We start from the raw sequence: 23,133 nt of genomic DNA on the forward strand, positions 1-23,133 counted from the left end.
GCGCCCAGCCGCCGCCGTTGACGCCCTGGCAGCCGGTGAGGTTGGTCAGGGTCAGGAAGGCACGGTAGATCGTGTCAGAGTGGAACCAGTGGTTGGTGCCGGCTCCCATCACGATCATCGAGCGGCCCTTGGACTCCTCGGCGTTGGCGGCGAACTCGCGCCCGATCCGCGCTGCGGTCGCGGCCGGCACACCGGTGATGGCCTCCTGCCAGGCCGGGGTGTACGGCGCTGAGGCGTCGTCGTACGACGCGGCGTAGCCGGCGAGCCCGTCACGGCCCACGCCGTACTGCGCCAGCATCAGGTCGAAGACGGTGGTGACCAGGTGGTCACCGACCCGCTTCACGGGGACGTCGCGGGGCAGCGAGCCCGGCGTGCCGTCGACGTCGTCGAACCGCGGCAGCTCCAGGGACACGGTCTCCCCGCCGGGCACGAGGACCGTCAGCTGGGGATCGACGTCGCCGAGGTCGAGGTTCCACTTGCCCATGCCGGCGTCGCCGAAACGGTCACCCAACGATCCGTTGGGCACCACCGGCTCCCCGGTGCGGGCATCGAGCAGGACCGTCTTGAAGTGCGCGTTCTCCGCGTCGGCGTGTGCGGGCAGGTCGGCGGCGGTCAGGAACTTGCCGGCGCGATAGGTGCCCGGAGCGTCGGCGACCTCGACGAGCGACACGAGGTAGGGCAGGTCGGTGAACTTCTTGGTGTAGTCGGTGAAGTACGGCGTCTGCCGGTCGACGAAGAACTCCTTGAGGATGACGTGCCCCATCGACATCGCCAGGGCGCCGTCGGTGCCGGGCGCGATGGCCAGCCACTCGTCGGCGAACTTCACGTTGTCGGCGTAGTCCGGAGCGACGACGACGACCTTCTGGCCGCGGTAGCGGGCCTCGGTCATCCAGTGGGCGTCGGGCGTGCGGGTGACCGGCACGTTGGAGCCCCACATGATCAGGTAGCCGGCGTCCCACCAGTCGCCCGACTCGGGGACGTCCGTCTGGTCGCCGAACACCTGCGGGGACGCGACCGGCAGGTCGGCGTACCAGTCGTAGAAGGACAGCATCGAGCCGCCGATCAGCGAGGTGAACCGCGCCCCGGAGGCGTGCGAGACCATCGACATCGCGGGGATCGGCGAAAAGCCCGCGACCCGGTCGGGGCCCCACTTGGCGATCGTGTGCACGTAGGCGGCAGCGACCATCTCGGTGGCCTCGTCCCAGCTGGCGCGAACCAGTCCGCCCTTCCCGCGGGCCGACTTGTAGGCCTTCGCGCGCTGTGGGTTGTCGACGATGTGGGCCCAGGCCTTCACCGGGTCGCCGCCATGCTGCCTCTTCGCCTCGCGGTACATCTGGAGCAGGACGCCGCGGACGTACGGGTAGCGCACCCGGGTCGGCGAGTAGGTGTACCAGGAGAACGCCGCACCGCGCGGACACCCGCGGGGCTCGTACTCCGGGGAGTCGGGGCCGACCGAGGGGTAGTCGGTCTGCTGGGTCTCCCAGGTGATGATCCCGTCCTTGACGTAGACCTTCCAGGAGCAGGAGCCCGTGCAGTTGACCCCGTGGGTGGACCGGACGACCTTGTCGTGGCTCCAGCGGTCGCGGTAGAACGCGTCCGCGTCCCGCCCGCCCGTCTTCGTCAGCGTCCTCAGGTCCTCCGAGACCTTTCCCTTGGTGAAGAACCGCCGGCTGCGCACGAGTGCGTCAGCCAGTCCGTTGTCCATACCGATCGTCGGGCCAGTCGTCGGGCCGGTCTCAGTGCTCACGCGGTGCTTCCTTCGGTTGCCTGAACGGTGCTGCCGACGGTGTTCCTGACGGTGCTGCGGACGACGGTGAGCGTGAGGACCAGGGTGAGGGCCGCGGTGACGGAGAGCAGGACCAGCCCGATGGCGTAGGAGTCCGTGCGGCCGTAGACGTAACCCATGATCAGCGGCGGGACGAAGCCGCCGAGGCCGCCTGCGGCGCCGACCAGTCCGGTGACGCCCCCGACCCGGGCCGGGTCCGTGACCTGGGCGATCAATGCGAAGGTGGCCCCGCTGCCGCTGCCCAATGCCGCGGCCATGGCGAGGAACACCACCGTGCCGACGCCGTCGAGGGGCGGTGTCCACGCCGAGATCGCAGCGCACACGCAGACGACGGCATATCCCCCGGTCAGCACCGGGACAGCACCGAAGCGGTCCGAGAGCCAGCCACCCATCGGCCGCAGCAGCACCGCCACCACGACGAAGCCCGCCATCCGGTTGGAGGCGTCGGCCGCACTCAGACCGTGGGCGGTCTTGAGGTACGCCGGCAGGTAGACCGAGAAGGCGACGTAGCCGCCGAACGCGGCGGCGTACAGGATGCTGGCCTGCCAGGTGATGGAGAGCCTGGCATTGCCGTTGAGCCGGGACACGAGGCTGGTGGTGGGCACGGTCCGGCCCGGCGCGTCCCGCATCAGCAGCCAGGCCAGGACGGCGTAGGCGCCGAGCACTGCGGCGGTGATGAGGAAGGGCGCCTTCTCGCCGACGCCGGTGTAGAGCTTCACGGTGGTCAGGGCACTGATCGCCGTACCACCCATCCCCGCGCCGAAGATGCCGACGGCGAGACCGCGACGCTCAGGAGGGAACCATGCGTTGACGAACGGCACTCCGACCGCGAAGGCCGTCCCACCGATGCCGAGGAAGAACCCCCCGACCAGGAGGAGCGCGTAGGAGTCCAGCGCGACGAAGGCGATGAAGAGCACCGGCACGATGGTCAGCGCGGAGACGAGCGGGAACATCAGCCGGCCGCCGTACTTGTCGGTGAAGGCGCCGACGAGGATCCGGCCGAGTGCTCCGACGATGACCGGGACGGCCACCAGGAGGGCCACGTCGGACTCGGACAGCGCTCCGAGCGTGCCCTGGTCGCGGAACATCGGACCCAGCGGACTGATCAACGCCCAGGCCCAGAAGTTCACCGCGAAGCCGAGCGTTGCCAGCCCGAGCATCAGGCCGGGCGATGCGATCTTCTCCGCATCCCGCCTCGATGCCACCAGTACGTCGGTCATCCCACCATCTCCCGGCCATCGTGTGTCGCGTGTGTGTCGATGCCCACCATCGCCACCCCCGGTCGCGTGGGATAGGGACTTAGGTCCCGAACGGGCGGGCGGTCGGTCCCGCATCGACCAGCGTGCTGGGGCCTGTCGGTCCCGGACGTGGGACCAAAGGCCCTGCCGCCTTCCGCACGGCACGGCGAGGATCAAGAGGCAGCCAATGCCCACTACTTGATGGAGGTGCCCGATGACCGAGCCACACGACCTCAGCTACTCCGAGTGCGAGGCCCTGCTCCGTAGCGGCGTCGTCGGACGTGTGGCCCTCTCGACCCCGAACGGTCCCCAGATCCTCCCCGTCAACTACTCCGTGGTCGACTCAGAGATCATCGTGCGCACCTCGGCGTACAGCGTGCTCGGCACCTACGGTCGCGAAGCGACCCTGGCCTTCGAGGTCGACCACTTCGACTTGGCGAACCAGCGGGGGTGGAGCGTGGTCGCACGCGGTCGCGCCGACGTCATCACCGACCCGGCAGCGCTCGACCACATCCGCAAGGTGTGGGAGCCGCGCCCCTGGGCGGGCGGCTCGCGGGGCCTGTTCCTGCGGATCCCCTGGACCGAGCTCACCGGACGGCAGGTCGGCGAGGGCTGGCAGCCATTGGCCGACCTGCCCTACCGGCGCGTCGTGTGAGCCACACCTACACTCCAGACGTGCAGCCGATCCGCGTGTTCCTCCTCGACGACCACGACGTGGTGCGCGAGGGGCTCCGCTTCATGCTCGAGCGACACGGCTTCGAGGTGGTCGGCGAGTCGGCCACGGCCGCCGAGGCGACCGCACGGATTCCGGCTCTCCACCCGGACGTCGCGGTCCTCGACGCACGCCTGCCCGACGGTTCTGGGATCGAGGTCTGCCGGGCCGTACGCTCGATCGACCCGAAGATCCAGGTGCTGATCCTGACCTCCTACGACGACGACGAGGCGCTGTTCGCCGCGATCATGGCGGGCGCCTCGGGCTATGTCCTCAAGGACATCAAGGGCGGCGACCTCGTCGGAGCGATCCAGCAGGTGGCCGCCGGCAACTCGCTCATCGACCCCACCCTGACGGCACGCGTGCTGGAACGGGTGCGCAACGGCCCGAGCACCGCTCCCGAGCTCGCGCAGCTCACCGAGCAGGAGCTCAAGCTGCTGGGCTACATCGCCGAGGGCATGACGAACCGGCAGATCGGCGAGCGGATGTTCCTCGCCGAGAAGACCGTGAAGAACTACGTCTCCAGCATCCTGGCCAAGCTCGGCGTCGAGCGACGGACGCAGGCCGCGGTCCTGGCCTCCAAGCTGCTGCGATAGCCACGTGGACCTGACCCCCCACCTGCGCCGCCTGCCGGCCAACCCACGCATCGTCGTCAGCGGCAACCACGCCACCCCGTGGCACACCGTGCGCCTGCTCGACGAGGCCCTCCCCGAATACCGGCTGTGGGCCCTGAACGGCCAGCCCGGCCTCCCCGACCGTGACGGCGTGCTGCTGGAGACCTCCTTCGTCGGACCGGGGATGCGTCGCAGCCCACGGTTGAGCTACGTGCCGTCCCGGCTGTCCCTGGTGCCGACCCTGTTCGCCTCGGTCATGCCGCCCGACGCCGTGGTCGTCCACACGACCCGCCCGCGCAACGGCAAGGTGTCCCTCGGGACCGAGGTCAACGTGCTGCCCGCCGCGATCGAGGCGGTCCGCGCCCGTGGCGGGCTCGTGGTCGCGCAGGTCAACGACCGCATGCCCTGGACGTACGGCGACGCGGAGCTCGACGTCGCGTTGCTGGACGTGATGGTGGAAGCCGACGAGCCGCTGACGTTCGCTCCCCCGTCGCGCGTGGACGACGAGTCGGCCCGGATCGGTGGCCTCGTGGCCGAGCGGGTCGCCGACGGCGCGACCCTGCAGGCCGGCATCGGCGCCGTGCCGGACGCGACCATGCACGGACTGGGCAACCGACGTGGTCTGCGGATCTGGACCGAGATGTTCTCCGACTCGGTGCTCGCGCTCGAGCGCGCGGGCTCGCTCGACACCAGCACTCCGATCGTCGCCTCGTTCCTCTTCGGCTCCGAGGAGCTGCTCGAGTGGGCCGACGGCAACGAGCGCGTCCAGATGACCCGCACCGAGGTCACCAACGACCCCGGCCGGATCGCCCGCAACCAGTCGATGGTCAGTGTGAACACCGCGCTGCAGGTGGACCTCTTCGGCCAGGCCAACGCCTCGCGGATCCGGGCCCGGATCCATTCGGGCTTCGGGGGTCAGACCGACTTCATCGTGGGTGCCCTCCACAGCCCGGGCGGCCAGGCGATCATCGCGCTGCGCTCGTGGCATCCGAAGGCAGACGTCTCGACGATCGTGCCGCTGGTGGACGAGCCGGTCACCTCGTTCCAGATGAGCGCCGTCGTCACCGAGCAGGGCGTCGCCCAGGTCTTCGGTCTCGACCAGGTCGAGCAGGCCCGCCAGCTCATCGAGAACGCTGCCCACCCGAGCGTGCGTGAGGAACTCCGCGAGGAGGCGATCGAGCTCGGGCTGGGCCCACGGGTGCCCAGGGTGCCGAAGGACCAAGGTCCCACGGCCTGAGGACCACCTGCTCTGCTCGCGGTCGTGCGGGCGGCCCACCATGGAGGTGCAAGGAAAACACCGAGCACCCAACCAGGAGGTCGTCATCATGGCTGCCATTCACACCCACGACAGGGCGAATGAGGTCGTCGCCACCGACGCCTCCGCCGCCACCACCACGATGCTGGACAAGGCCATCGCCGTCCTGCGGATCACCTTCGGCATCACCTTCCTCTGGGCGTTCCTCGACAAGCTGCTCGCCCTGGGCTTCCACACCGGCTACGACCAGGAGGGCAACCTCGACCGCTTCGGTGACGCAGCCTGGCTCAACGGTGGCAGCCCCACCGAAGGCTTCCTCGCGTTCGGCGTCCCGGCCGACAACCCGCTGAAGGACGTGTTCACCTCCATGGCGGGACAGGGTTGGGTCGACGTGCTCTTCATGGCCGGCCTGCTCGGCATCGGCATCTCGCTCCTCAGCGGTGCGGCCATGCGGATCGGCACCGCGGCCGGCGCTCTCATGTACGCCTTCATGTACGTCGCCTCGCTGCCGCTCGAGAACAACCCGCTCGTCGACGACCACCTCATCGGCATCATCGTGATGGCCGTCCTGGCCCTGGCCTACGCCGGTCGCACCTGGGGCCTCGGCACCTGGTGGGAGTCGCAGGGCATCGTCAAGAAGAACCCCGTCCTGCGCTGACCTGCACCAGCAGCGCACAGCCGGACAGCACAAACGGGCCACCAGCTCCTCGGAGCTGGTGGCCCGTTGTCGGCGTTGCGCCGCCGACGTCGAGACGGAGTCGGCGTGGGACGAGCCGCCTGTCGAGGTGCCGTCAGTCGATGACGGCGTCGATCGTCTTCTTCAGGGCGCTGGGCTGCGAGGGCCGCGTGGGCGCGGTCTTCTTCGCCTCGAGCATCTCCTCGCCGATCTCCTGCAGCTGGTTGCGACCGAGGCCCTCGCGGACCTTCGGGAACCACTCCTCCTCCTCCTCGTCGATGTGGTGCTCGACGTTCTCGATGAGGACGGTGGTCTTGGCATCGAAGCGCTCGTCGGTGGGGCTCATGTTGGCGAGCTCCATGATGATGACGTCCGCCACGTGGTGCTCCTCGTAGGACTCGAGGATGTCGTCCTCGAGGTCGGGCAGCAGCTCACGGACCCGGGGGTACATGACCTCGTTCTCGATGTAGGTGTGCTGGGTGAGGAGCTCGATCATCTTGTCGACGAGCTTGCCCTTGCGCGTTTCAGCGTTCTCACCCGCATTCTCGAAGTCGCGGAAGACCTTCTTGATCTCCTTGTGGTCTTCCTTGAGCAAGACGATGGCGTCGTTGGACATCGGTGCCTCCTGGGCGTCGGTGACGTGGTCGGGCACGGTGGGACGTGCCCATCCATCCGAACCTATGCGCCCAGCAGCCCTGGCCGACATACCCCTAGGGCCGGTCTGTGCACGCGTGCTCGTCGTCCCCGGCGGGCCGATAGCATCGGATGCCGCCCGGACGCGGGCCACGACAGGCCACGACGGAACGAATGCGGTGAGGAGCACGCCGACCCATGGGTGGACACCACTCGCGCCATACGGCCCCGGAGACACGCCAGATGCAGCGCCGGGCACTGGTCGTCATCGCGCCGATCGTCGTGCTCACCCTGGTCGGCCTCGTCTGGCTGTGGCCGTCCGCGGATGCCGTCCCCGTCCCGGAGCAGCAAGCCATGACGCAGTACACCGGCACCATCACCGATGTCGACCGTCAGGAGTGCCCCGAACAGCTACCCGACGAGGTCAACGGGTGCGGGTCGGCCCAGGTCCGCATGACGGGGGCTCCGGCCTCGGACGAGGAGACCGAGGTGCCGCTCCCCAACGGGACCGGGGCTCCCGAGGTCGATGTCGGTGACGAGGTGGTGCTGATCAGCACCAGCAGCCCCGACGGTGACGTCTACTCCATCGTCGACCACCAGCGCAGCACCGGTCTGTGGGTGCTGTCGGCGGCGTTCGCCCTCGCCCTCGTCGCGTTCGGCCGGTGGCGGGGACTCACCGCTCTGGCTGGGCTGGGGGTGACCTTCGCCCTGCTGCTGTTCTTCGTCGTTCCGGCGATCCTGGACGGGGAGCCGCCACTGCTGGTCGCGATCGTCGGCTCCAGCGCGATCATGCTCACTGTTCTCTATCTCACCCACGGTTTCGCCCTCCCGACCACGGTGGCCGTTCTCGGCACCCTGGCCGCCCTGACCCTCACCGGCCTGTTGTCAGCCGCCACCGTCGCCGCGCTGCACCTCACGGGCGTCACCGACGATCTCTCCGCATCCGTCGGTATGTCGCAGGGCATCAACACCGAGGGCCTGCTCCTCGCCGGGATCGTCATCGGCTCCCTGGGGGTGCTCGACGACGTCACCGTCACCCAGGCGGCCACCGTGTCCGAGCTCGCCCGGGCCAACCCGTCCTATCGCTTCATCGAGCTCTACGCTGCGGCGAGCCGGGTCGGGCGATCGCACATCGCCTCCGTGGTCAACACCATCGTCCTTGCCTATGCCGGCTCGTCCCTGCCGCTGCTCATCCTCATCGTGGCCAACAACGACTCGCTCGGCGGCGTGGTGACCGACCAGATCGTGGCGCAGGAGATCGTGCGCAGCGTGGTGGCGACCCTGGGTCTCATCGCCGCCGTACCGCTGACCACAGCTCTCGCGGCGCTCGCCCTCCGCACCGCCCCGGCCGTCAGCGTTGACGCGTGACGTAGGCCGCCGCCTCGGTGCGATTCTTCACACCCAGCTTGGCGAGGATGTGGCTGACGTGGTGGCCGGCAGTCTTCTCGGTGATCACCAGCGTGGCTGCGACGCGGGCATTGGAGAACCCCTGGGCGACCAGCTCCAGCACCTCCTGCTCGCGGCGCGTGAGTGGTCCGGGATGGTGAACTCCGCCCGGCGCGGGCCTGTCGAGCTCGCGGAGGAAGTCGTCGACGGCCCGGACGTACCTGTCGGCACCGAGCTGCCGGAAGAGCACGCGTGCAGCCACAGCCTCGTCGACCGCCACACCGCTTGCCGCCCCCGGCGTGAGGGCGAGCGCCCGGGCGAGCTCGAGGCGAGCCTCTGCCACCTCGAGTGGCATGGCCAGCGCCTCGAACGCGGTCAGCGCGACCCGTGCGTGCTCGGTCGCGTCCTCGGCGTGATTCCCAGCTCGCGCGACCCGCGATGCCGCCAGCTCGCTGCGGGCCACCACCAGACGGATCCCCGACTGCTCACCGAGATCTGCCAAATCGCCCGCCGCCCCTCGCGCCCCCGCGAGGTCAGCCACCGCCAGCCGGGCGTCCACCAGGTCAGCCAGCAGCCGGCCCGTCGCCACCACACCTCCTGTGCCAGGTCGGACTGCACGCTCGAGAAGTGTGACCGCGGCGGCGTGGCGACCCTGGGCCATCCGGAGGAGCGCGAGCACCCGGAGTGCTGAGGGGGTCTCCTCGCGACCGGCGAGGAGCAGCTCGGCGTCGTCCAGCCGACCCTGTCTGATCCTCAGCTCTGCCAGCGATGCCACTGACGGCTGAGCCATCTCGGGGACGAATCTCGCGTGGGTCTCCAGCGACGTCTCCAACGCCTGCTCCGCCTCGAGCCAGTGCCCGGTCGCGAGGAGCACGTCTGCGTGCACTCCGCGGCAGGTCCCGAACAACGGCGCAGTGTCGTGCGCCCGGGCGAACGCGTCGACCTGCTCGCACCACTCGGTGGCTCGCACCCAGTCACCCGTGCTGGTGCTGGCGATGATCAGGTTGCAGTAGGCCTCGGCGAGCGTGTGCACGTTCGTCACCCGGCCCCCGGCGGCCCCTGCCAACGCCTCCTCCAGCAGCAGCAGCCCGTCCTCGGTGTGGCCGGCCTCCACCCGCGCGCGGCCCGCCACGCTCAGGGCGAAGATCTCGAGGTCGCTCGCGTGGACCCGTCGTCCGATCGCCACCGCACGGAGCGCGTGGGCCGTGCGGTCTGCCGGGTCGGCGACCTGCCGTGCTCGCTCCACGGCCGCCCAGCCATGCCCCTCGCACTCAGCCATGTCCTGGAGCTCCCGCTCGGCACGAGCCAGCCAGCCCCGCGCTGCCGAGGCCCGACCGGACAGGAGGTGCTGGTGAGACACCCAGACGGCAGCGCGCGCCGCGTCGTCGTAGCGGCCGGCTCGTGCATAGAGCTCGAAAGCACACGCCTTCGACTCGATCCCTTCCTGGATGTGGCCGAGGAACCAGAGCGCTTGGCCGAGACCTTCGCGGGCCCGCGCAGACTCGCCCGCCGCAAGGACGGTCTCGAAGCAGCCCCTGGCCTCGCCCCACTGCGCCTGTTCCAGCGCGCGCATGCCGACATCGAGCTCGCCGGCCAGGGCTTCCATGGCGTGAGTCTAGGACGGGATGGGGATTTCGCCCGATGCGACGAGGGGCCACCCCGGGCGATGCTGATGGTCCAGCCGACGAAAGGACGATCATGACGACCCAGACAGCCGAGGACAGCGACCTCAAGGCCCGGCACCGCAGCATGTGGGCCTCCGGGAACTATCCGCACATGGTGGACACGTTCCTGCTCCCCCTCGGTCCGCGAGTGGTCGAGGCCTGCTCGATCGGCGCCGGCACCCGAGTCCTCGACGTAGCCGCTGGCACCGGCAACGCTTCGATCCCGGCGGCGCAGCGCGGCGCCATGGTGACGGCCAGCGACCTCACCCCCGAGCTGCTCGAAGCCGGGAGCGCCCGGCCGGAAGCAGCCGGGCTCGACCTGACCTGGACTCCCGCGGACGCGGAGCACCTGCCGTTCGACGACGGGTCGTTCGACGTCGTGATGTCCTCGATCGGGGTGATGTTCGCCCCGCACCACCAAGCCGCCGCCGACGAGCTGGTCCGCGCGTGCCGCCCCGGAGGGACCATCGGCCTCCTGAGCTGGACCCCGGAGGGCATGTTGGGCGCACTGTTCGCCACCATGAAGCCCTTTGCGCCAGCACCCCCGCCCGGCGCCCTGCCGCCGGTCATGTGGGGCAGCGAGGAGCACCTCCGCGGGCTGTTCGGCGGACGGGTCGAGTTCCACACGATGACGCGGGACACCCTCGAGATCACCGCGTTCACCGAGGCGCGCGACTACGGCGAGCACTTCAAGGCTCACTACGGCCCCACCATCGCCGTACGCGCGAATGCGGCTCGCGACGGCCGGGACGCGGAGTTCGATGCGGCCCTCGACAGCCTCTGCGACACCTGGAACGTCGGCACCCCAGGTGCGGCACGGTTCGAGAAGGAGTACCTCCTCGCGGTGGGCACCCGAACGTAGGCATGACATCCGTAAACGCCTTCCCCTCGACCTGACCCGGGCCGGTGGGTGAAGTAGAAGAAAACCCTCCGCACCGCTGATGCCGGACATAAACTGGTTGAAAGTTGGTGGGACGCCCCCTTGCGCCGCGGAAGGTCGACACACATGAGCAACGGGGTGACCCCTCCGGTGGTGCACGACGCTCTTCAGCTGATCGCCGAGAGCGTCGTCGACCTCGTCGGCTTCGGCGTCGCCGCGATCCGCGTCCTTCGCGAAAAGGACTCGGTGCTGGAGACCGTGGCGGTCGCCGGCGATGACGACGCCCGCAGCCAGCTCCTCGGATCGCGGATCGCGGTCCAGTTCACCCTCGACGACATCGAGCGCGCAGACCAATGGGGCATGCTCCGGTTCGTCCCCAGCGAGCGCTTCGTGGCAGGCGATGGAGAGCCGGTCTGGATCCCGGAGATCGACGTCGCGCAGGGTCCGGACGCGTGGCACCCGATGGACCTGCTCATGGCCCCGTTCTACGACGACGGGCAGCTCCTCGGCGTGCTCTACATGGACGTCCCCGACAACGGACGGCGCCCTGACCAGGCGACCCGTGACCTCCTCAACAAGTACGCCGCCCAGGCCGGTCGCGCAGTGCTGACCGAGGTCGCTCGCCGCCGACTCGAGGAGCAGGTGCGGCTGGCGACCGCAGCCCGCCAGATCGTGCGTGCCGTGGGCTCGGAGCTGAGCGTCGAGCGGATCATGGAGGTCTGCCAGCCCGCGATAGCCCACGGGCTGGACGTGGCGGGACTGTGGATCCAGACCTTCGACGAGGACGGTGAGGGCCGCTCCGCCATCTACACCGGGACCGACAGCGACGTGGTCATGCCGGACGAACTCGTCCACAAGTCACGCGATGCTGCCCAGTTGTTGTGGCAGGCGCAGGAAACCGACGTTGTTGCCAACGACCGCCAGCCACCCGCGATCATCACCGCCGAGCAGCAGCGCCTCATCGTCCAGTTCCTCGACTGGCTCGAGGTCTCCTCCATCCTCTTCGTGCCGCTGGGCGCCGGCCAGGAGTGCCTGGGCAACCTGGTGCTGACGCGCCGCGGCCCGGACGTGGAGTGGACCGCCATCGAGACGAGCACCGCGCTCGACATCGCGCACGACCTGGGCCGGGCGCTGCTCAACGCGCGCAACTTCGAGCGCGAGCAGCAGCTCGTCGCCGAGCTGCGCGAGCTCGACACCTACCGCAGCCGGCTCATCTCGACCGTCGCCCACGAGCTGAAGAACCCCCTCACCTCGATCCTGGGTCACGTCGAGATGCTCGACGCCGCAACCGGGGTGCCTGCACCGTTCCAGCGATCGGTCGCCTTCATCGAGCGCGGCGCGGTGCGGATGGAGCGGGTCATCGAGGACATGCTCACGCTCGCCGAGGTCGGCGACCCCACCAATGCCCTGGTGGCCATGCCGGTCGACATGGGCCCCCTCATGGCCGACGCCCTCGACCTGGTGTCGCTGACTGTCAGCCGCAAGCGGCTGGCGATGATCTACGAGCCGCCCGCTCAGCCCGTGGTTGCGCTCGGCGACGTCAGCGACCTCGACCGGGTGTGCGGCAACCTGATCAGCAACGCCGTGAAGTACACCCCCGAGGGGCGGTCCATCACCGTGACCCTCGCGCAACGTGCCGGAGAGGTCACGCTGGTCGTGGCCGACGAGGGGCTCGGCATCTCCGCCAAGGACCAGGAACGACTGTTCGAGGAATTCTTCCGCTCCACCAACCCCGAGGCGGTCGCTGAGCCCGGGACCGGCCTGGGACTGACGATCGTGCACCGCATCGTCGCTCGCCACGGCGGGCGGATCGAGGTCGCCAGCCAGCTGGGGAAGGGCACGACCTTCACGGTCGCCATCCCCGCGGCAAGCACCGCGGCGTAGGACCGGCGCCTGAGGGACAATGCTCTCGTGCGTACCGCCCCAGAGGACTCGTTGAGCGTGGCCGGGCCCGACCCCGACCTCGACGTGGTGCACGGGACGCTCGATGCGCAGTGGGGCACGGACGGAGCCCTGACGCCGCTTCACGGCGAGCGTGACTGCAACTACCGTCTCGACTCACCTGCCGGCTCCCTCCTCCTCCTCAAGGTGCACAACCCGGCCGACACCGACGAGATCCTCGACCTTCAGCAGTCCGCGTTGCGCCACCTGCGCACAGCCGCACCCGACCTGCCCGTGCCGGACATCGTCCCCACCCGGGACGGTCGACCCTGGGTGGAGATCTCCGGGCGGGACGGGCGCGTCTCGTTGGCCTGGCTGTCGACGTGGCTGCCGGGACGGCACCCCGAGCCAGACGAGCTCCAAGCCGTTCACCTGCGCGAATGGGGACGCACGAGCGCCCGCCTCGGGCGAGGGCTGCGGGGCTTCGCCCACCCTGCCGCCACCCATCCCCTCACCTGGGACCTCAAGCTGCTGCCGCGGCTGCGAGGCTGGCTTCCGGCGGTGGCGGCGGACCGGCGGGCGGCGATCGAGGTGGTCCTGGACCGCTTCGACGAGCGAGTCGCCCCAGTGCTCCCCCGACTTCGCGCCCAGGTGGTGCACAACGACCTGGCGCTCACCAACGTGCTGGTGGACGACGATCTCGCGCTGACGGGCATCACCGACTTCGGTGACCTGACCCACACCGCCCTGGTCTGCGACCTGGCCGTCGCGGCGGCCGACGTCCTCAGCGGGCGTGCGGACGGGCTCGACCTGGCCGGCGAGATGATCGCGGGCTACCACTCCGTGACTCCCCTCGAGCCAGAAGAGCGCGGCCTGGTCGCCGACCTGATGGCGGCTCGCTACGCCGCCACGGTCCTCATCACCGCCTGGCGCACCCGCGAACAGGGCTGGGCGCCGGAGATCGACGACGACGCCTATGCGCAGCTCGAGGCGATGCTGTCCGCCGGGCTCGACACCTTGGCCGATCGGTTCGAGGCACCCAAACCTCCTGTCGGCCGCGCCACCGCAGCGTTGACGAAGGCCCGCGTGGGCTCCTTCGGCGCTCAGGAGCTCGTCTACGACGAGCCGTTGCACCTCGTGCGCGGAAGTGGCGTCATGCTCGAAGCCGCAGACGGTCGGCGCTTCCTCGACGCCTACAACAACGTTCCCGTGCTCGGCCACTCACACCCGGCCGTCGTGGAGGCAGTGGGCGCCCAGCTCGCCACTCTCAACACCAACAGCCGCTACCTCCAGGACGCACCGGTCGAGCTGGCCGAGCGGCTGCTGGCCACCTTCCCCGAGCGTTTCGACCGAGTGCTGTTCGTGAGCTCGGGGAGCGAGGCGAACGACCTCGCATGGCGCATCGCCCGTCACGCGACCGGAGCCACCGGCGGGATCGCCACCGAGTGGGCCTACCACGGGGTCACCGAGGCCACCTATGCCTTCTCCCCGGAGAGCTGGCGAGGTGCGCCCGCCCCTCCCCACATGCGGGTCGTGCCCCCGCCCCCGGCCTCACCCGAAGCCGTCGCCGAGGCCGTCCGCAGCCTGTCTGCGGCCGGGCACGGCGTGGCCGCGATGCTCGTGGACGGCGTCTTCACGAGCGACGGCGTCCACGGACCTGCCCATGCCTGGACGCGGGCGGCCGCCGCGGCCGTCCACGAGGCGGGGGGCCTGTATGTCGCCGACGAGGTGCAAGCAGGACACGGCCGGACCGGATCGCACCTCTGGAGCTTCGTCGCCGGCGACGTCCCTGCCGACCTGGTCACGGTGGGCAAGCCCATGGGCAACGGCTACCCCGTGGCCGCCGTCGTCGGACCGGCTGCCCTGGTGGACCCGTTCGTGAACAGCACCGACTACTTCAGCACGTTCGGCGGGAGCACCGCCGCCTGCGTCGCGGCCCTCGCGGTCCTGCGGACGATCGAGGACGAACGGCTCGTGGACCGGGCGGCCGTCGTCGGAGCGCAGCTGCTCGACGCCCTGCGCACCGTGGCCGAGGACGCTGCCGCGCTGGCGGCAGCACGCGGATGGGGACTCGCCCTGGCCGTCGACGTGGTGGACCCTGCCACCGGGCGGTCGGACGCGGAGCGTGCGGGTCGCATCGTGGAAGGCCTGCGGGACCAAGGGGTGCTCATCGGCCGCACCGGCCGCGACCGCGCGACGCTCAAGGTCCGCCCGCCGCTGGTCTTCGCCGACACGCACGTCGACCAGCTGGCCACGGCTCTGGCTGCCACCAGCCTCGCGATCGGCTGAGCGGCACGGAGGTACCGGTGGTCGACGCAAGGGCCGCAGCGTCCTGACCTACTCTCCTCGCGTGCTGAAGACATGGATCGCGGTGGCTGCCCTCTCGCTGCTCGTCGGCTGCGGCACCACCTTCGACCGCCCGCGCGCTGACGACTCCGAGGTGCAGCTGAGCTTCGACTACGTCGCCGTTGGGGGGGACGCGATGATGGACCAGACGCTGGGCATCACGAACTCCTCGAGCGGCACGGCGGCCGTACCGACCCTGTCCTTCGTGGCACTCGATGCCGAGGGACAGCCGCTCACCGAGGTCACGGTGGGGACGGCCTACGGCAGCGACCGCGGTCTGGTGGTGGCCCCCGCGAACTACGAGGTCCTCGACGTCCTGACCTTCGAGGGACGGGGCGCCGACCGGGTGGAGGACGTGGCCGTCACCGTGGACGCAGTCCGCACCCTCGACGGGTCGGACACCTGGTATCCCGACGTGGAGTACCTCGACGCCGATGGGCGCACAGTGCCGAGTGCCATCGAAGCCTCGACAGCTCGCGTCACCAACCCGGGTTCGCAGGACTACGTGGTCCGGCTCGTCGGTATCGAGTGGAACGCGCCACCGCCGGGTCGCCCACAGCAGGCGCGACGGGTGGTCCCGCTCGAGAAGCCCGTCCTGTTGCCTGCGGGCGACTCCGTCGACATCGCCGTTCCTGCGCACGAGCAGGGCAACTTCGGCAGCCTGAAGGCCTACATCTCGGTCAAGTAGCGGCGCGTTCCTCGGGGCGCATCACCCTTCGACGCCAGTTGCCCCGTGGGGCTCCCCCACCGGTTTGCTCTGTGAGGAGCCCCGCTGCCGAAGGTAGACGGCGAGCACCGCCATGGTTCCCACGGCCAGGAACTCGCTCTGCCAGTTCTGCAGGGTACGAGCCCAGAAGTCGGCGCCGCGCACGTAGCTGGTCCAGGACAGGGGGTCCTGAAGCTGTTGCAGCCGCGTCTCGTTGAAGGCAGCCCAGCCCGCGATGGACTGCACGAGCCACGACGCCAGGAAGATCGCGCCCATGACGAGGGCCAATGAGGAGGAGTAGATCCTCGTGCGCCAGCCTCCCACCCGCGCCCACTGGGGCGAGTCCGGCTCGGCGTGGCTGCCCACCTTCTGGTCCTCGTCGGACTCCAGGCCCGCCTTGTCCAGCTCCTTCGACTCCGGCGACCCCTTCTGCAGCAGCCACACGGTGGCCATGAGGTACACCCAGAACTGCAGGAACTCGCTCTGCCAGTTCTCCGACACGTCGACGGCGAAGTCGCTCGAGGAGACGTACGCGGTCCAGTTGATCGTGTCGAGGTGTTCGGCGACTTGGAGCGCGTTGAACTGTGCCCACCCGGCAAAGGACTGGCCCACCAGGCTGACGAGGAAGATGCAGCCGAAGAAGAGGCTCAGCGAGTTGTGTCGGACGAAGGTGCGCATCACGAGTGCCTCAGGGCGATCGCGAGCATCAGGGCCAGGCCGAGCCAGATGACGGCCAGATAGGAGATGAACATGGCGCGCACGTCAGGACACCTGGATGTCACAGTCGTAGGGATGCCCGGGGCGCGGAGCACAGGCGGCGGCGATGACGAGCCACTCCCCGTCGAAGCGGGAGAGGAACATCGTGTCGGTCTCGAACCGGACCTGCGCCATGGTGTCGAAGACCTGCACGTCGAGGATCCCGCTCGCAGCACCGAGGTCCTCCTCGAGGATCGCCTGTTCGCATGCCGCCCCGCTGGCATCCTCGAGCTCCCGCACCGCGGCCGGCGCCAGCAGGGAACACGCCTGGGCTCCTTGCCGCTGGGCTCCCGCATCGAGGAACTGTTCAGCCACGGACCGCGCGGCAGTGTCGTCGCCGGCGCTGCAGCCGCCGAGGACGCACGTGGCCAGCACGCAGCACAGGGATGCCCGCACCCGCCGGCCCGTCCTGGTCACGTGCTTTTCCTACCACGGCACGCAGCGCCGCGCGTGGAGTCAGGGCGCGACGGGCAGCACGAACGTGAACGTGCTCCCCTCGCCGACACGACTCTCCGCGTCGATCGCCCCGCCCATCAGCTCCGCGAGCTGCTTGCAGATGGCGAGGCCGAGTCCTGTTCCGCCGTACTCGCGTGTCACTGACTCGTCCGCCTGCCGGAAGGACCGGAAGAGGTCTCGCTGGATCTCGGCAGAGAACCCGACGCCTGAGTCCGACACGATGAAGTGCAGGGCTGGACCGGGTCCCGCGTCGGCACGTTCGACCCGGAGCCGGACATGGCCCTGCTTGGTGAACTTGACCGCATTGCCCAGGAGATTCTGCAGGACCTGCGCGATGCGCAAGGCGTCTCCTACCAGGATGCGATCGATGTCCTCGCTCACCTCGACGGCGAACCGGACGCCCTTCTGGTCAGCGAGGGGAGCGAACTCCGCCTCCAGCTGTTCCAGCAGCAGGGTGAGGTCGAAAGGCCGTTCGTCGAGCTCGGTGAAACCCGCCTCGGTGCGCGTGAAGTCCAGGAACTGGTTGATGATGGCGTGCAGGCGTTCGGCGGAGCGATGCATCGTTGCTGCCCACGCCCTCTGCTGGGGGTCCATCTCGCCCCCGAGCAGGAGCTCGCCCAGCCCCAGGATGCTCGTCAGCGGCGTGCGGAGCTCGTGGCTGATGTTGGCCAGGAACTTGGTCTGCGCCTCTTGCGCTGCCTCGGCCTGCATCCGGGCCTCCACCAGCACGGTCTCGGCCAGCTTCTGCGCCGTGTAGTCCATCATCGAGCCCACCAGCCGGACGCCGACCCCGTGCTCGTCGCGAATGATCAGGCCTCGGGCGAAGATGTCCTTGTAGGTGCCGTCGTGGCGGCGGAACCGGTACTCGGACTCGAACAAGGACTGGTCAGGGTCACCGAGCACGCGGTCCAGGGTCGCGATCACGCGGTCGTAGTCGTCCGGGTGCAAGCTGGATCGGAACCACGCGTCGTCGTGGTGGGCGCGGTCGTTGTGCCCCAGGATCTCCTCGATGGCGCCGCTCCACAGAGTCGTCTCGGTGACGAGGTCGGCGTCCCAGATGATGTCGGTGGTCGCCAGCATGACCAGGCGGTGCCGCGTCTCGCTCTCCTGGAGCGATGCGAGGGTCGCGGCATGGTCGAGCCCAGGCATGAAGACCACCTGTCCCGCAGGCGCACGGTCGTGCACGGCGCCGTACCGCTGGGCCAGTGCCGTCAGCTCGCCGGTGGCTCCGACCTCCTCCGGCCGTTCGGGCTCACGATTCGACGACGGATCGCGCATGGGGCCTGCTCCTGCCCGTTCCTCGAGGTCAACAGGGGGGTGTACGGGACACTACGTCCGCACCGCCGGGAGCGCAGGGTTCCGCGAAAATGCAGGCCCAGGCTGACCCTCGAGACCTGCCAGCACCTTGTCCACCACCCGGGTCATGACCGCGAGCTCGTCGTGCGTCAAGACGTCGAACAGCACCCGGCGGACCGTGGCCACGTGACCCGGTGCCGCCTGCTCGATGGCCGTGCGGCCGGCCCCGGTGAGGGCCACCCAGGCTCCTCGACCGTCGTCGCGACACCCCTCGCGGCTCACCAGTCCCCGACGCTCCATCCGGGTGATGTGGTGCGAGACCCGGCTGCGCTCCCAGTTCAGCCCTCGTGCGAGCTCGCTGACCCTCACCCGGCCCTCGGGGCCGTCCGTGAGCTGGACCAGCACGTCGAAGTCTGGAAGGGACAGGTCCGCGTCTGCCTGCAGCTCACGGTGGAGCACGGCCGGCAGCAGGGCGTTCAGCCGCAACCAGCGGCGCCACAGCTGTTCCTGGTCGGGGGTCAGCCAGCGCGGTTCATCTGTCATGGATGCACCTTACTGGAATAGTTGACACGTCACCTATGTTGGAACCGGCGTGCGTGACACGTCACCAACCGCACCATCCATCCCTCAGCTGACGAGGAACCCATCATGACCATCGCCGACCTCACCGCCAACGTCGACGTCCGCCGGGCCGAGGACCGCTACAAGAGCCAGTTCGGGTGGCTGGACTCCAAGCACTCGTTCTCCTTCGGCCACCACTTCAGCAAGAGCAACACCCACCACGGGCTGCTGCTGGTGAACAACGACGACGTCGTGGACCCCGGGACCGGGTTCGACACCCACCCGCACCGGGACATGGAGATCGTCACCTGGGTGCTCGAGGGCTCCCTCGTCCACCAGGACTCCACCGGTCACAACGGCGTCATCTATCCCGGGCTCGCCCAGCGGATGAGCGCCGGCCGCGGCATCCTGCACTCGGAGAAGAACGACTCCTGGAAGCTCGAGGGCGACGTCCACCAGGACCCCGTGCACTTCATCCAGATGTGGGTCGTGCCCGACGAGGACAGCATCACTCCGGGGTACGAGCAGCTCGAGATCGACCACGAACTCCTGTCGGGCAGCCTGGTCCCCGTCGCCTCCGGGATGGACAAGCACGACGGCGCATCAGCCATCCGCATCAAGAACAAGCACGCCGCCCTGTACGCCGCGCGACTCCAGCCCGGCCAGAGCGTCGAGCTGCCCGAGGCGCCGTACCTGCACCTGTTCGTCCCGCGCGGCTCGGTCACCCTCGAGGGAGCCGGTCCCTTGGCCACCGGGGACGCCGTCCGGTTCACCGCGACCGGCGGGCAGAAGGTCACCGCGACCGAGCCGGCAGAGATCCTGGTCTGGGAGATGCACGCCAGCCTCGCCGCCTGACCCGACAAGGATCGACGCCCAGCCCTGGGACAGCGATCATGGACGTGGACCGGCCAGGTCGCACACCCGGCGCCACCAGCCGCCCGCGAGATGAGGAGAACCCGATGAGTGGACCCGTCAGCTCGACCGACGCTCCCCCGGCCGTCGCGGATGCCAGCCACCCCAGCGCCCCCTGTGTCGAGGTCACCGACAGCCGTGACGAGCAGGTCGGACACATCCGGGTCCGCCGCGCGCTTCCCCGCAAGGGCCGACGCACCGTCGGCGCCTGGTGCTTCGCCGACCACATGGGTCCCGCCGACGTCACCGAGAACAGCGGCCTCGACGTCGGCCCCCACCCGCACATCGGGCTGCAGACCGTCACCTGGCTCACCGACGGCGAAGTGTTGCACCGCGACAGCCTCGGCTCGGAGCAGGTCATCAAGCCCGGCCAGCTCAACCTGATGACCTCCGGCGGCGCCGTCTCCCACGCGGAGGAGGCAACCGGCCACTACCGCGGCACCCTCGAAGGCATCCAGCTGTGGGTCGCCCTCCCCGAGGCGACCCGGCACGGCGGGGCAGCGTTCGAGCACCACGCCGAGCTGCCCCAGGTCGAGCTGTCCGGTGCGGTCGCCACCGTGCTGGTCGGCGACTTCGCGGACCTCACCAGCCCGGCGCGACACGACACGCCTCTCGTCGGGGTCGACCTGGACCTGCACAGCCCGACCACGGTGCCGCTGCTGCGCGAGTGGGAGTACGCCGTGGTGGTGCTCGACGGCGAGGTCGGCATCGACGGCAAGCAGCTCGCCCCGGGCAAGCTCGCCTACCTGGGTCAGGGCCGCGACCATCTCACCCTCGATGTCAGGCAGCGCACCCGCGCAGTGCTGCTCGGTGGTGAGCCCTTCGAGGACCCGATCGTGATGTGGTGGAACTTCGTGGCCCGCGACCGGGCGGAGATCGACGCGGCATACGCGTCCTGGGCCAGGCGGGATGACCGGTTCGGGCGCGTGCGTTCCTCCCTCCCGCTCATCCCGGCCAAGGCCCCGTTCTGGCAGGAAGGCCCATCTCGATGACCACCGTCCGCGACAACCCCACCGAGCACCGCTACGAGATCCACGACGACGCCAACGCCGTCCTGGGGTTCGCGGCATACCAGAAGACCGACGAGCTGATCGTCTTCACGCACACCGAGGTCGACCCCGCCACGGAAGGACAGGGCGTCGGCGGACAGCTGGTGCGCGGGGCCCTCGACCATGTCCGGACCCTCGGCCTACCGGTGCTGCCGGTGTGCCCGTTCGTCCAAGGCTGGATGGGCCGCCATCCCGACTACGCCGACCTGGACTACCGACGGTCGGGCAAGAAGTCAGCGGACTGACTCGTTCACATACGACGGGCCCTCACAATCAGACTGAATCCCCCCGGCGTGTCCGGAGACTCCAGTTCTTGGGAAGGATGGAGTCATGTCAGGGAGTACGTCGAAGAGGTACCCGGTCGAGCTGCGTGAGCGGGCGGTCCGGATGGTCGGTGAGATCCGACCGGACCATGAGTCCGACTGGGCCGCGATGACGCAGGTGGCCATGCTGTTGGGTGTCGCGACGCCGGAGACGATCCGGAAGTGGTGCCGTCAGGCTGAGGTCGATGGCGGCAAGCGGCCGGGCGTCACGTCTGAGGAGTCGGCGGAGCTGAAGCGCTTGAAGCGGGAGAACGCCGAGCTGAAGCGTGCCAATGCGATTCTCAAGAGCGCATCGGTTTTCTTCGCGGCCGAACTCGACCGGCCACAGCGTTGATCGTGACCTACATCGAGTCGGTCGCGGGCCACCGCGACGAGGGCGGTCTGCGATGGGGTGTCGAGTCGATCTGTGCCCAGCTCACCGAGCTGGGCGCGAAGATCGCCCCTGCGACCTCCTACGAGCACCGTGGCCGTCGTCCGACGGCACGCGAGGTCAGCGGTGCGGAGCTGAAGCCGAGGATCGCGGCTGTCCACTCCGCGAACTGGCGTCTACGGCGCCCGGAAGGTGTGGCTGACGCTGAACCGGGAACGCCCGGTCGACGCGCCGCCGATCGCGCGCTGCACCGTGGAGCGGTTGATGTCCGAACTCGAGTTGCGCGGCGCTGTGCGGGGCAAGGTCAAGCGCACCACGATCAGCGACCCGAAGGCAGCCAAGCCGGCCGACCTGGTCGACCGGAACTTCCGGCCTCTGGCGCTAGACCGGCTGTGGGTCGCTGATTTCACGTATGTCTCGACGTGGTCGGGTTGGTGCTACACCGCCTTCGTGATCGACGCCTACGCCCGACGGATCCTGGGCTGGGCGGTCGCGACCACCATGACCAGCCGGTTTGTCGTCGACGCCGTCGAGCAGGCCATCTGGACCCGCGGCCGTGAAGGCCGAGACCTGGCCGGCCTGATCGCCCATCACGATCACGGGGTCCCAGTACCTGTCCGTGGCCTACTCCGAGCACCTCACGACCGCGGGCATCAAGCCCTGGACCGGTGCCGTCGGGTCCTCGCACGACAACGCGCTGGCCGAGTCGGTGATCGGGCTCTACAAGACCGAGCTGATCAAACCGAGGCGGCCGTGGCAGGGCCTCGACGATCTCGAGATCGCCACCGCCGAGTGGGTCGACTGGTTCAACCGCCGTCGGCCCTTCGAGTACTGCGACGACCTCACACCGGTCGAGGCCGAGCATGCTCACTACGCTCACCACCAGACCCCGACAAAGGTCGGAGTCTCAAACTAGAAAGTCTCCGGACTCGCCGGGGGGATTCACGGTCTTGCTTCTCGCCAAAGGCGCAGCAGTTACGACTGAGGACGTCCCCAACGCTTGGGCGGCCTGGATGTCAGGTAATGATCCTGACCACCATGCGATAGCGCCCTTCGCGGAGCTCTCGTCGGATGTGGCGGCTGACGACGTTCCGTACGTCGACGCGATTCGCGCCGTCGCTCAGGCACTGACGTGAGCGACGGAGGTCGCCCGATCGACGCGACGCACTTCCCCAACGGCATCCCGGCGTCCGAACCAGATCTAGCGCGGACGGTTGAGCTGTACAAGCTCATGGTTGCGAGTTCGGAGAGCTTGGTGGCTCGCCGCCAGGGGGTCAACACCTTCTTCCTGACCATCACGGCGCGATCCTCACGGCTGCCGGCCTGATCATCAGCAATCAGTCCGCCGCTCGTTTACAGGCTCTCGGACTCACCGTGCTCACGATCGCAGGCGCAGTTCGAGCCCTCGCTTGGCGCGGCCTGATCCGATCATTCGGCCAACTCAACACTGGCACGTTCGCAGTCATCAATCGGATCGAGGAGATCCTGCCTGTTGCCGTCTACCTCGCCGAGTGGAGGGCGTTGGAGGAGGGCAAGAACCCTAAGAAGTATCGGACGTACACCTCCCGCGAAGTTTGGACTCCGAATGCGTTCGTATGGATCTACTGCGCCTCGACAGCGGTGGCGCTCCTCG

Annotated in this window: 21 protein-coding genes and 1 pseudogene; 14 read left to right on the top strand and 8 right to left on the bottom strand. The window is 69.2% G+C overall.

The window, feature by feature from the left end:
* Both JWN68_RS00005 and JWN68_RS00010 read right to left on the bottom strand, forming a co-directional pair.
* Positions 1–1,705, bottom strand: a 1,705-nt coding sequence (locus tag JWN68_RS00005) for a molybdopterin-dependent oxidoreductase (RefSeq protein WP_297732871.1), incomplete at its 3' end; no start/stop codon positions are given.
* Between the two features lie 38 nt (positions 1,706–1,743).
* A complete protein-coding gene (locus tag JWN68_RS00010) occupies positions 1,744–3,006 on the bottom strand; it encodes a NarK/NasA family nitrate transporter (RefSeq protein ID WP_297732813.1) in 1,263 nt (420 codons plus the stop codon).
* A gap of 232 nt (positions 3,007–3,238) precedes the next feature.
* On the opposite strand from JWN68_RS00010, the gene JWN68_RS00015 reads away from it, so the two are divergent.
* The 4 genes from JWN68_RS00015 to JWN68_RS00030 all read left to right on the top strand — a co-directional run bounded on the left by JWN68_RS00015 (position 3,239) and on the right by JWN68_RS00030 (position 6,263).
* Positions 3,239–3,679 carry a pyridoxamine 5'-phosphate oxidase family protein gene (locus JWN68_RS00015; protein ID WP_297732816.1) on the top strand — a complete coding sequence of 147 codons (441 nt, stop codon included), beginning with the start codon at positions 3,239–3,241 and terminating at the stop codon, positions 3,677–3,679.
* Between the two features lie 20 nt (positions 3,680–3,699).
* A complete protein-coding gene (locus JWN68_RS00020; protein WP_297732819.1) occupies positions 3,700–4,332 on the top strand; it encodes a response regulator transcription factor in 633 nt (210 codons plus the stop codon).
* A gap of 4 nt (positions 4,333–4,336) precedes the next feature.
* Entirely contained in the window at positions 4,337–5,587 is a 1,251-nt protein-coding gene (locus tag JWN68_RS00025; protein WP_297732823.1) for an acetyl-CoA hydrolase/transferase C-terminal domain-containing protein, read from the top strand.
* An 88-nt stretch (positions 5,588–5,675) separates the two neighbouring features.
* Positions 5,676–6,263, top strand: coding sequence for a hypothetical protein (locus tag JWN68_RS00030; RefSeq protein ID WP_297732826.1), 588 nt, complete (start codon positions 5,676–5,678; stop codon positions 6,261–6,263).
* A 133-nt stretch (positions 6,264–6,396) separates the two neighbouring features.
* Here the strand turns inward: JWN68_RS00030 and JWN68_RS00035 are convergent, their stop codons facing one another.
* Entirely contained in the window at positions 6,397–6,897 is a 501-nt protein-coding gene (locus JWN68_RS00035) for a hemerythrin domain-containing protein (protein ID WP_297732828.1), read from the bottom strand.
* Positions 6,898–7,157: 260 nt separating this feature from the next.
* Here JWN68_RS00035 and JWN68_RS00040 point away from each other — a divergent pair, with 260 nt between their 5' ends.
* Positions 7,158–8,282 carry a YibE/F family protein gene (locus JWN68_RS00040; protein ID WP_297732833.1) on the top strand — a complete coding sequence of 375 codons (1,125 nt, stop codon included), beginning with the start codon at positions 7,158–7,160 and terminating at the stop codon, positions 8,280–8,282.
* Here JWN68_RS00040 and JWN68_RS00045 read toward each other — a convergent pair.
* Positions 8,266–9,906, bottom strand: a complete 1,641-nt coding sequence (locus JWN68_RS00045) for a LuxR C-terminal-related transcriptional regulator (protein ID WP_297732836.1) — start codon at positions 9,904–9,906, stop codon at positions 8,266–8,268. The genes JWN68_RS00040 and JWN68_RS00045 overlap by 17 nt on opposite strands.
* A gap of 92 nt (positions 9,907–9,998) precedes the next feature.
* Here JWN68_RS00045 and JWN68_RS00050 point away from each other — a divergent pair, with 92 nt between their 5' ends.
* The 4 genes from JWN68_RS00050 (at position 9,999) to JWN68_RS00065 (ending at position 15,759) form a co-directional block, all read left to right on the top strand.
* The gene (locus tag JWN68_RS00050; RefSeq protein WP_297732839.1) at positions 9,999–10,826 is read left to right on the top strand and encodes a class I SAM-dependent methyltransferase; all 828 of its coding nucleotides are present in this window, start codon (positions 9,999–10,001) and stop codon (positions 10,824–10,826) included.
* Positions 10,827–10,970: 144 nt separating this feature from the next.
* Entirely contained in the window at positions 10,971–12,728 is a 1,758-nt protein-coding gene (locus tag JWN68_RS00055; protein WP_297732842.1) for a GAF domain-containing sensor histidine kinase, read from the top strand.
* A 27-nt stretch (positions 12,729–12,755) separates the two neighbouring features.
* Complete coding sequence (locus JWN68_RS00060) at positions 12,756–15,014, top strand: aminotransferase class III-fold pyridoxal phosphate-dependent enzyme (protein WP_297732844.1); 2,259 nt, start codon at positions 12,756–12,758, stop codon at positions 15,012–15,014.
* A 61-nt stretch (positions 15,015–15,075) separates the two neighbouring features.
* Positions 15,076–15,759, top strand: a complete 684-nt coding sequence (locus tag JWN68_RS00065; protein WP_297732847.1) for a hypothetical protein — start codon at positions 15,076–15,078, stop codon at positions 15,757–15,759.
* A 21-nt stretch (positions 15,760–15,780) separates the two neighbouring features.
* On the opposite strand, the gene JWN68_RS00070 is transcribed toward JWN68_RS00065, so the two are convergent.
* From JWN68_RS00070 to JWN68_RS00085, 4 genes are all read right to left on the bottom strand, one after another.
* Positions 15,781–16,455: a DUF6766 family protein gene (locus JWN68_RS00070; protein ID WP_297732849.1), complete on the bottom strand. Its 675-nt coding sequence runs from the start codon at positions 16,453–16,455 to the stop codon at positions 15,781–15,783.
* Between the two features lie 84 nt (positions 16,456–16,539).
* Entirely contained in the window at positions 16,540–16,950 is a 411-nt protein-coding gene (locus JWN68_RS00075; protein ID WP_297732851.1) for a hypothetical protein, read from the bottom strand.
* Between the two features lie 39 nt (positions 16,951–16,989).
* Positions 16,990–18,267, bottom strand: a complete 1,278-nt coding sequence (locus tag JWN68_RS00080; RefSeq protein WP_297732853.1) for a PAS domain-containing hybrid sensor histidine kinase/response regulator — start codon at positions 18,265–18,267, stop codon at positions 16,990–16,992.
* 51 nt (positions 18,268–18,318) lie between these two features.
* Positions 18,319–18,828, bottom strand: coding sequence for a MarR family transcriptional regulator (locus tag JWN68_RS00085; protein WP_297732856.1), 510 nt, complete (start codon positions 18,826–18,828; stop codon positions 18,319–18,321).
* Positions 18,829–18,933: 105 nt separating this feature from the next.
* On the opposite strand from JWN68_RS00085, the gene JWN68_RS00090 reads away from it, so the two are divergent.
* The 5 genes and pseudogenes from JWN68_RS00090 to JWN68_RS00110 form a co-directional block, all read left to right on the top strand.
* A complete protein-coding gene (locus tag JWN68_RS00090) occupies positions 18,934–19,701 on the top strand; it encodes a pirin-like bicupin family protein (RefSeq protein WP_297732859.1) in 768 nt (255 codons plus the stop codon).
* Between the two features lie 104 nt (positions 19,702–19,805).
* Positions 19,806–20,750: a pirin family protein gene (locus tag JWN68_RS00095; RefSeq protein WP_297732862.1), complete on the top strand. Its 945-nt coding sequence runs from the start codon at positions 19,806–19,808 to the stop codon at positions 20,748–20,750.
* On the top strand, positions 20,747–21,052 hold the full coding sequence (locus tag JWN68_RS00100) for a GNAT family N-acetyltransferase (protein ID WP_297732865.1): 306 nt from the start codon (positions 20,747–20,749) through the stop codon (positions 21,050–21,052). Before JWN68_RS00095 ends, JWN68_RS00100 begins: the two co-directional genes overlap by 4 nt.
* 85 nt (positions 21,053–21,137) lie before the next feature.
* A pseudogene (locus JWN68_RS00105) lies at positions 21,138–22,416 on the top strand (IS3 family transposase).
* 458 nt (positions 22,417–22,874) lie between these two features.
* A partial coding sequence (locus JWN68_RS00110; RefSeq protein WP_297732868.1) for a hypothetical protein occupies positions 22,875–23,133 on the top strand: 259 nt, incomplete at its 3' end.

Source organism: Nocardioides sp., from assembly GCF_025964975.1.
Classification (GTDB): domain Bacteria; phylum Actinomycetota; class Actinomycetes; order Propionibacteriales; family Nocardioidaceae; genus Nocardioides.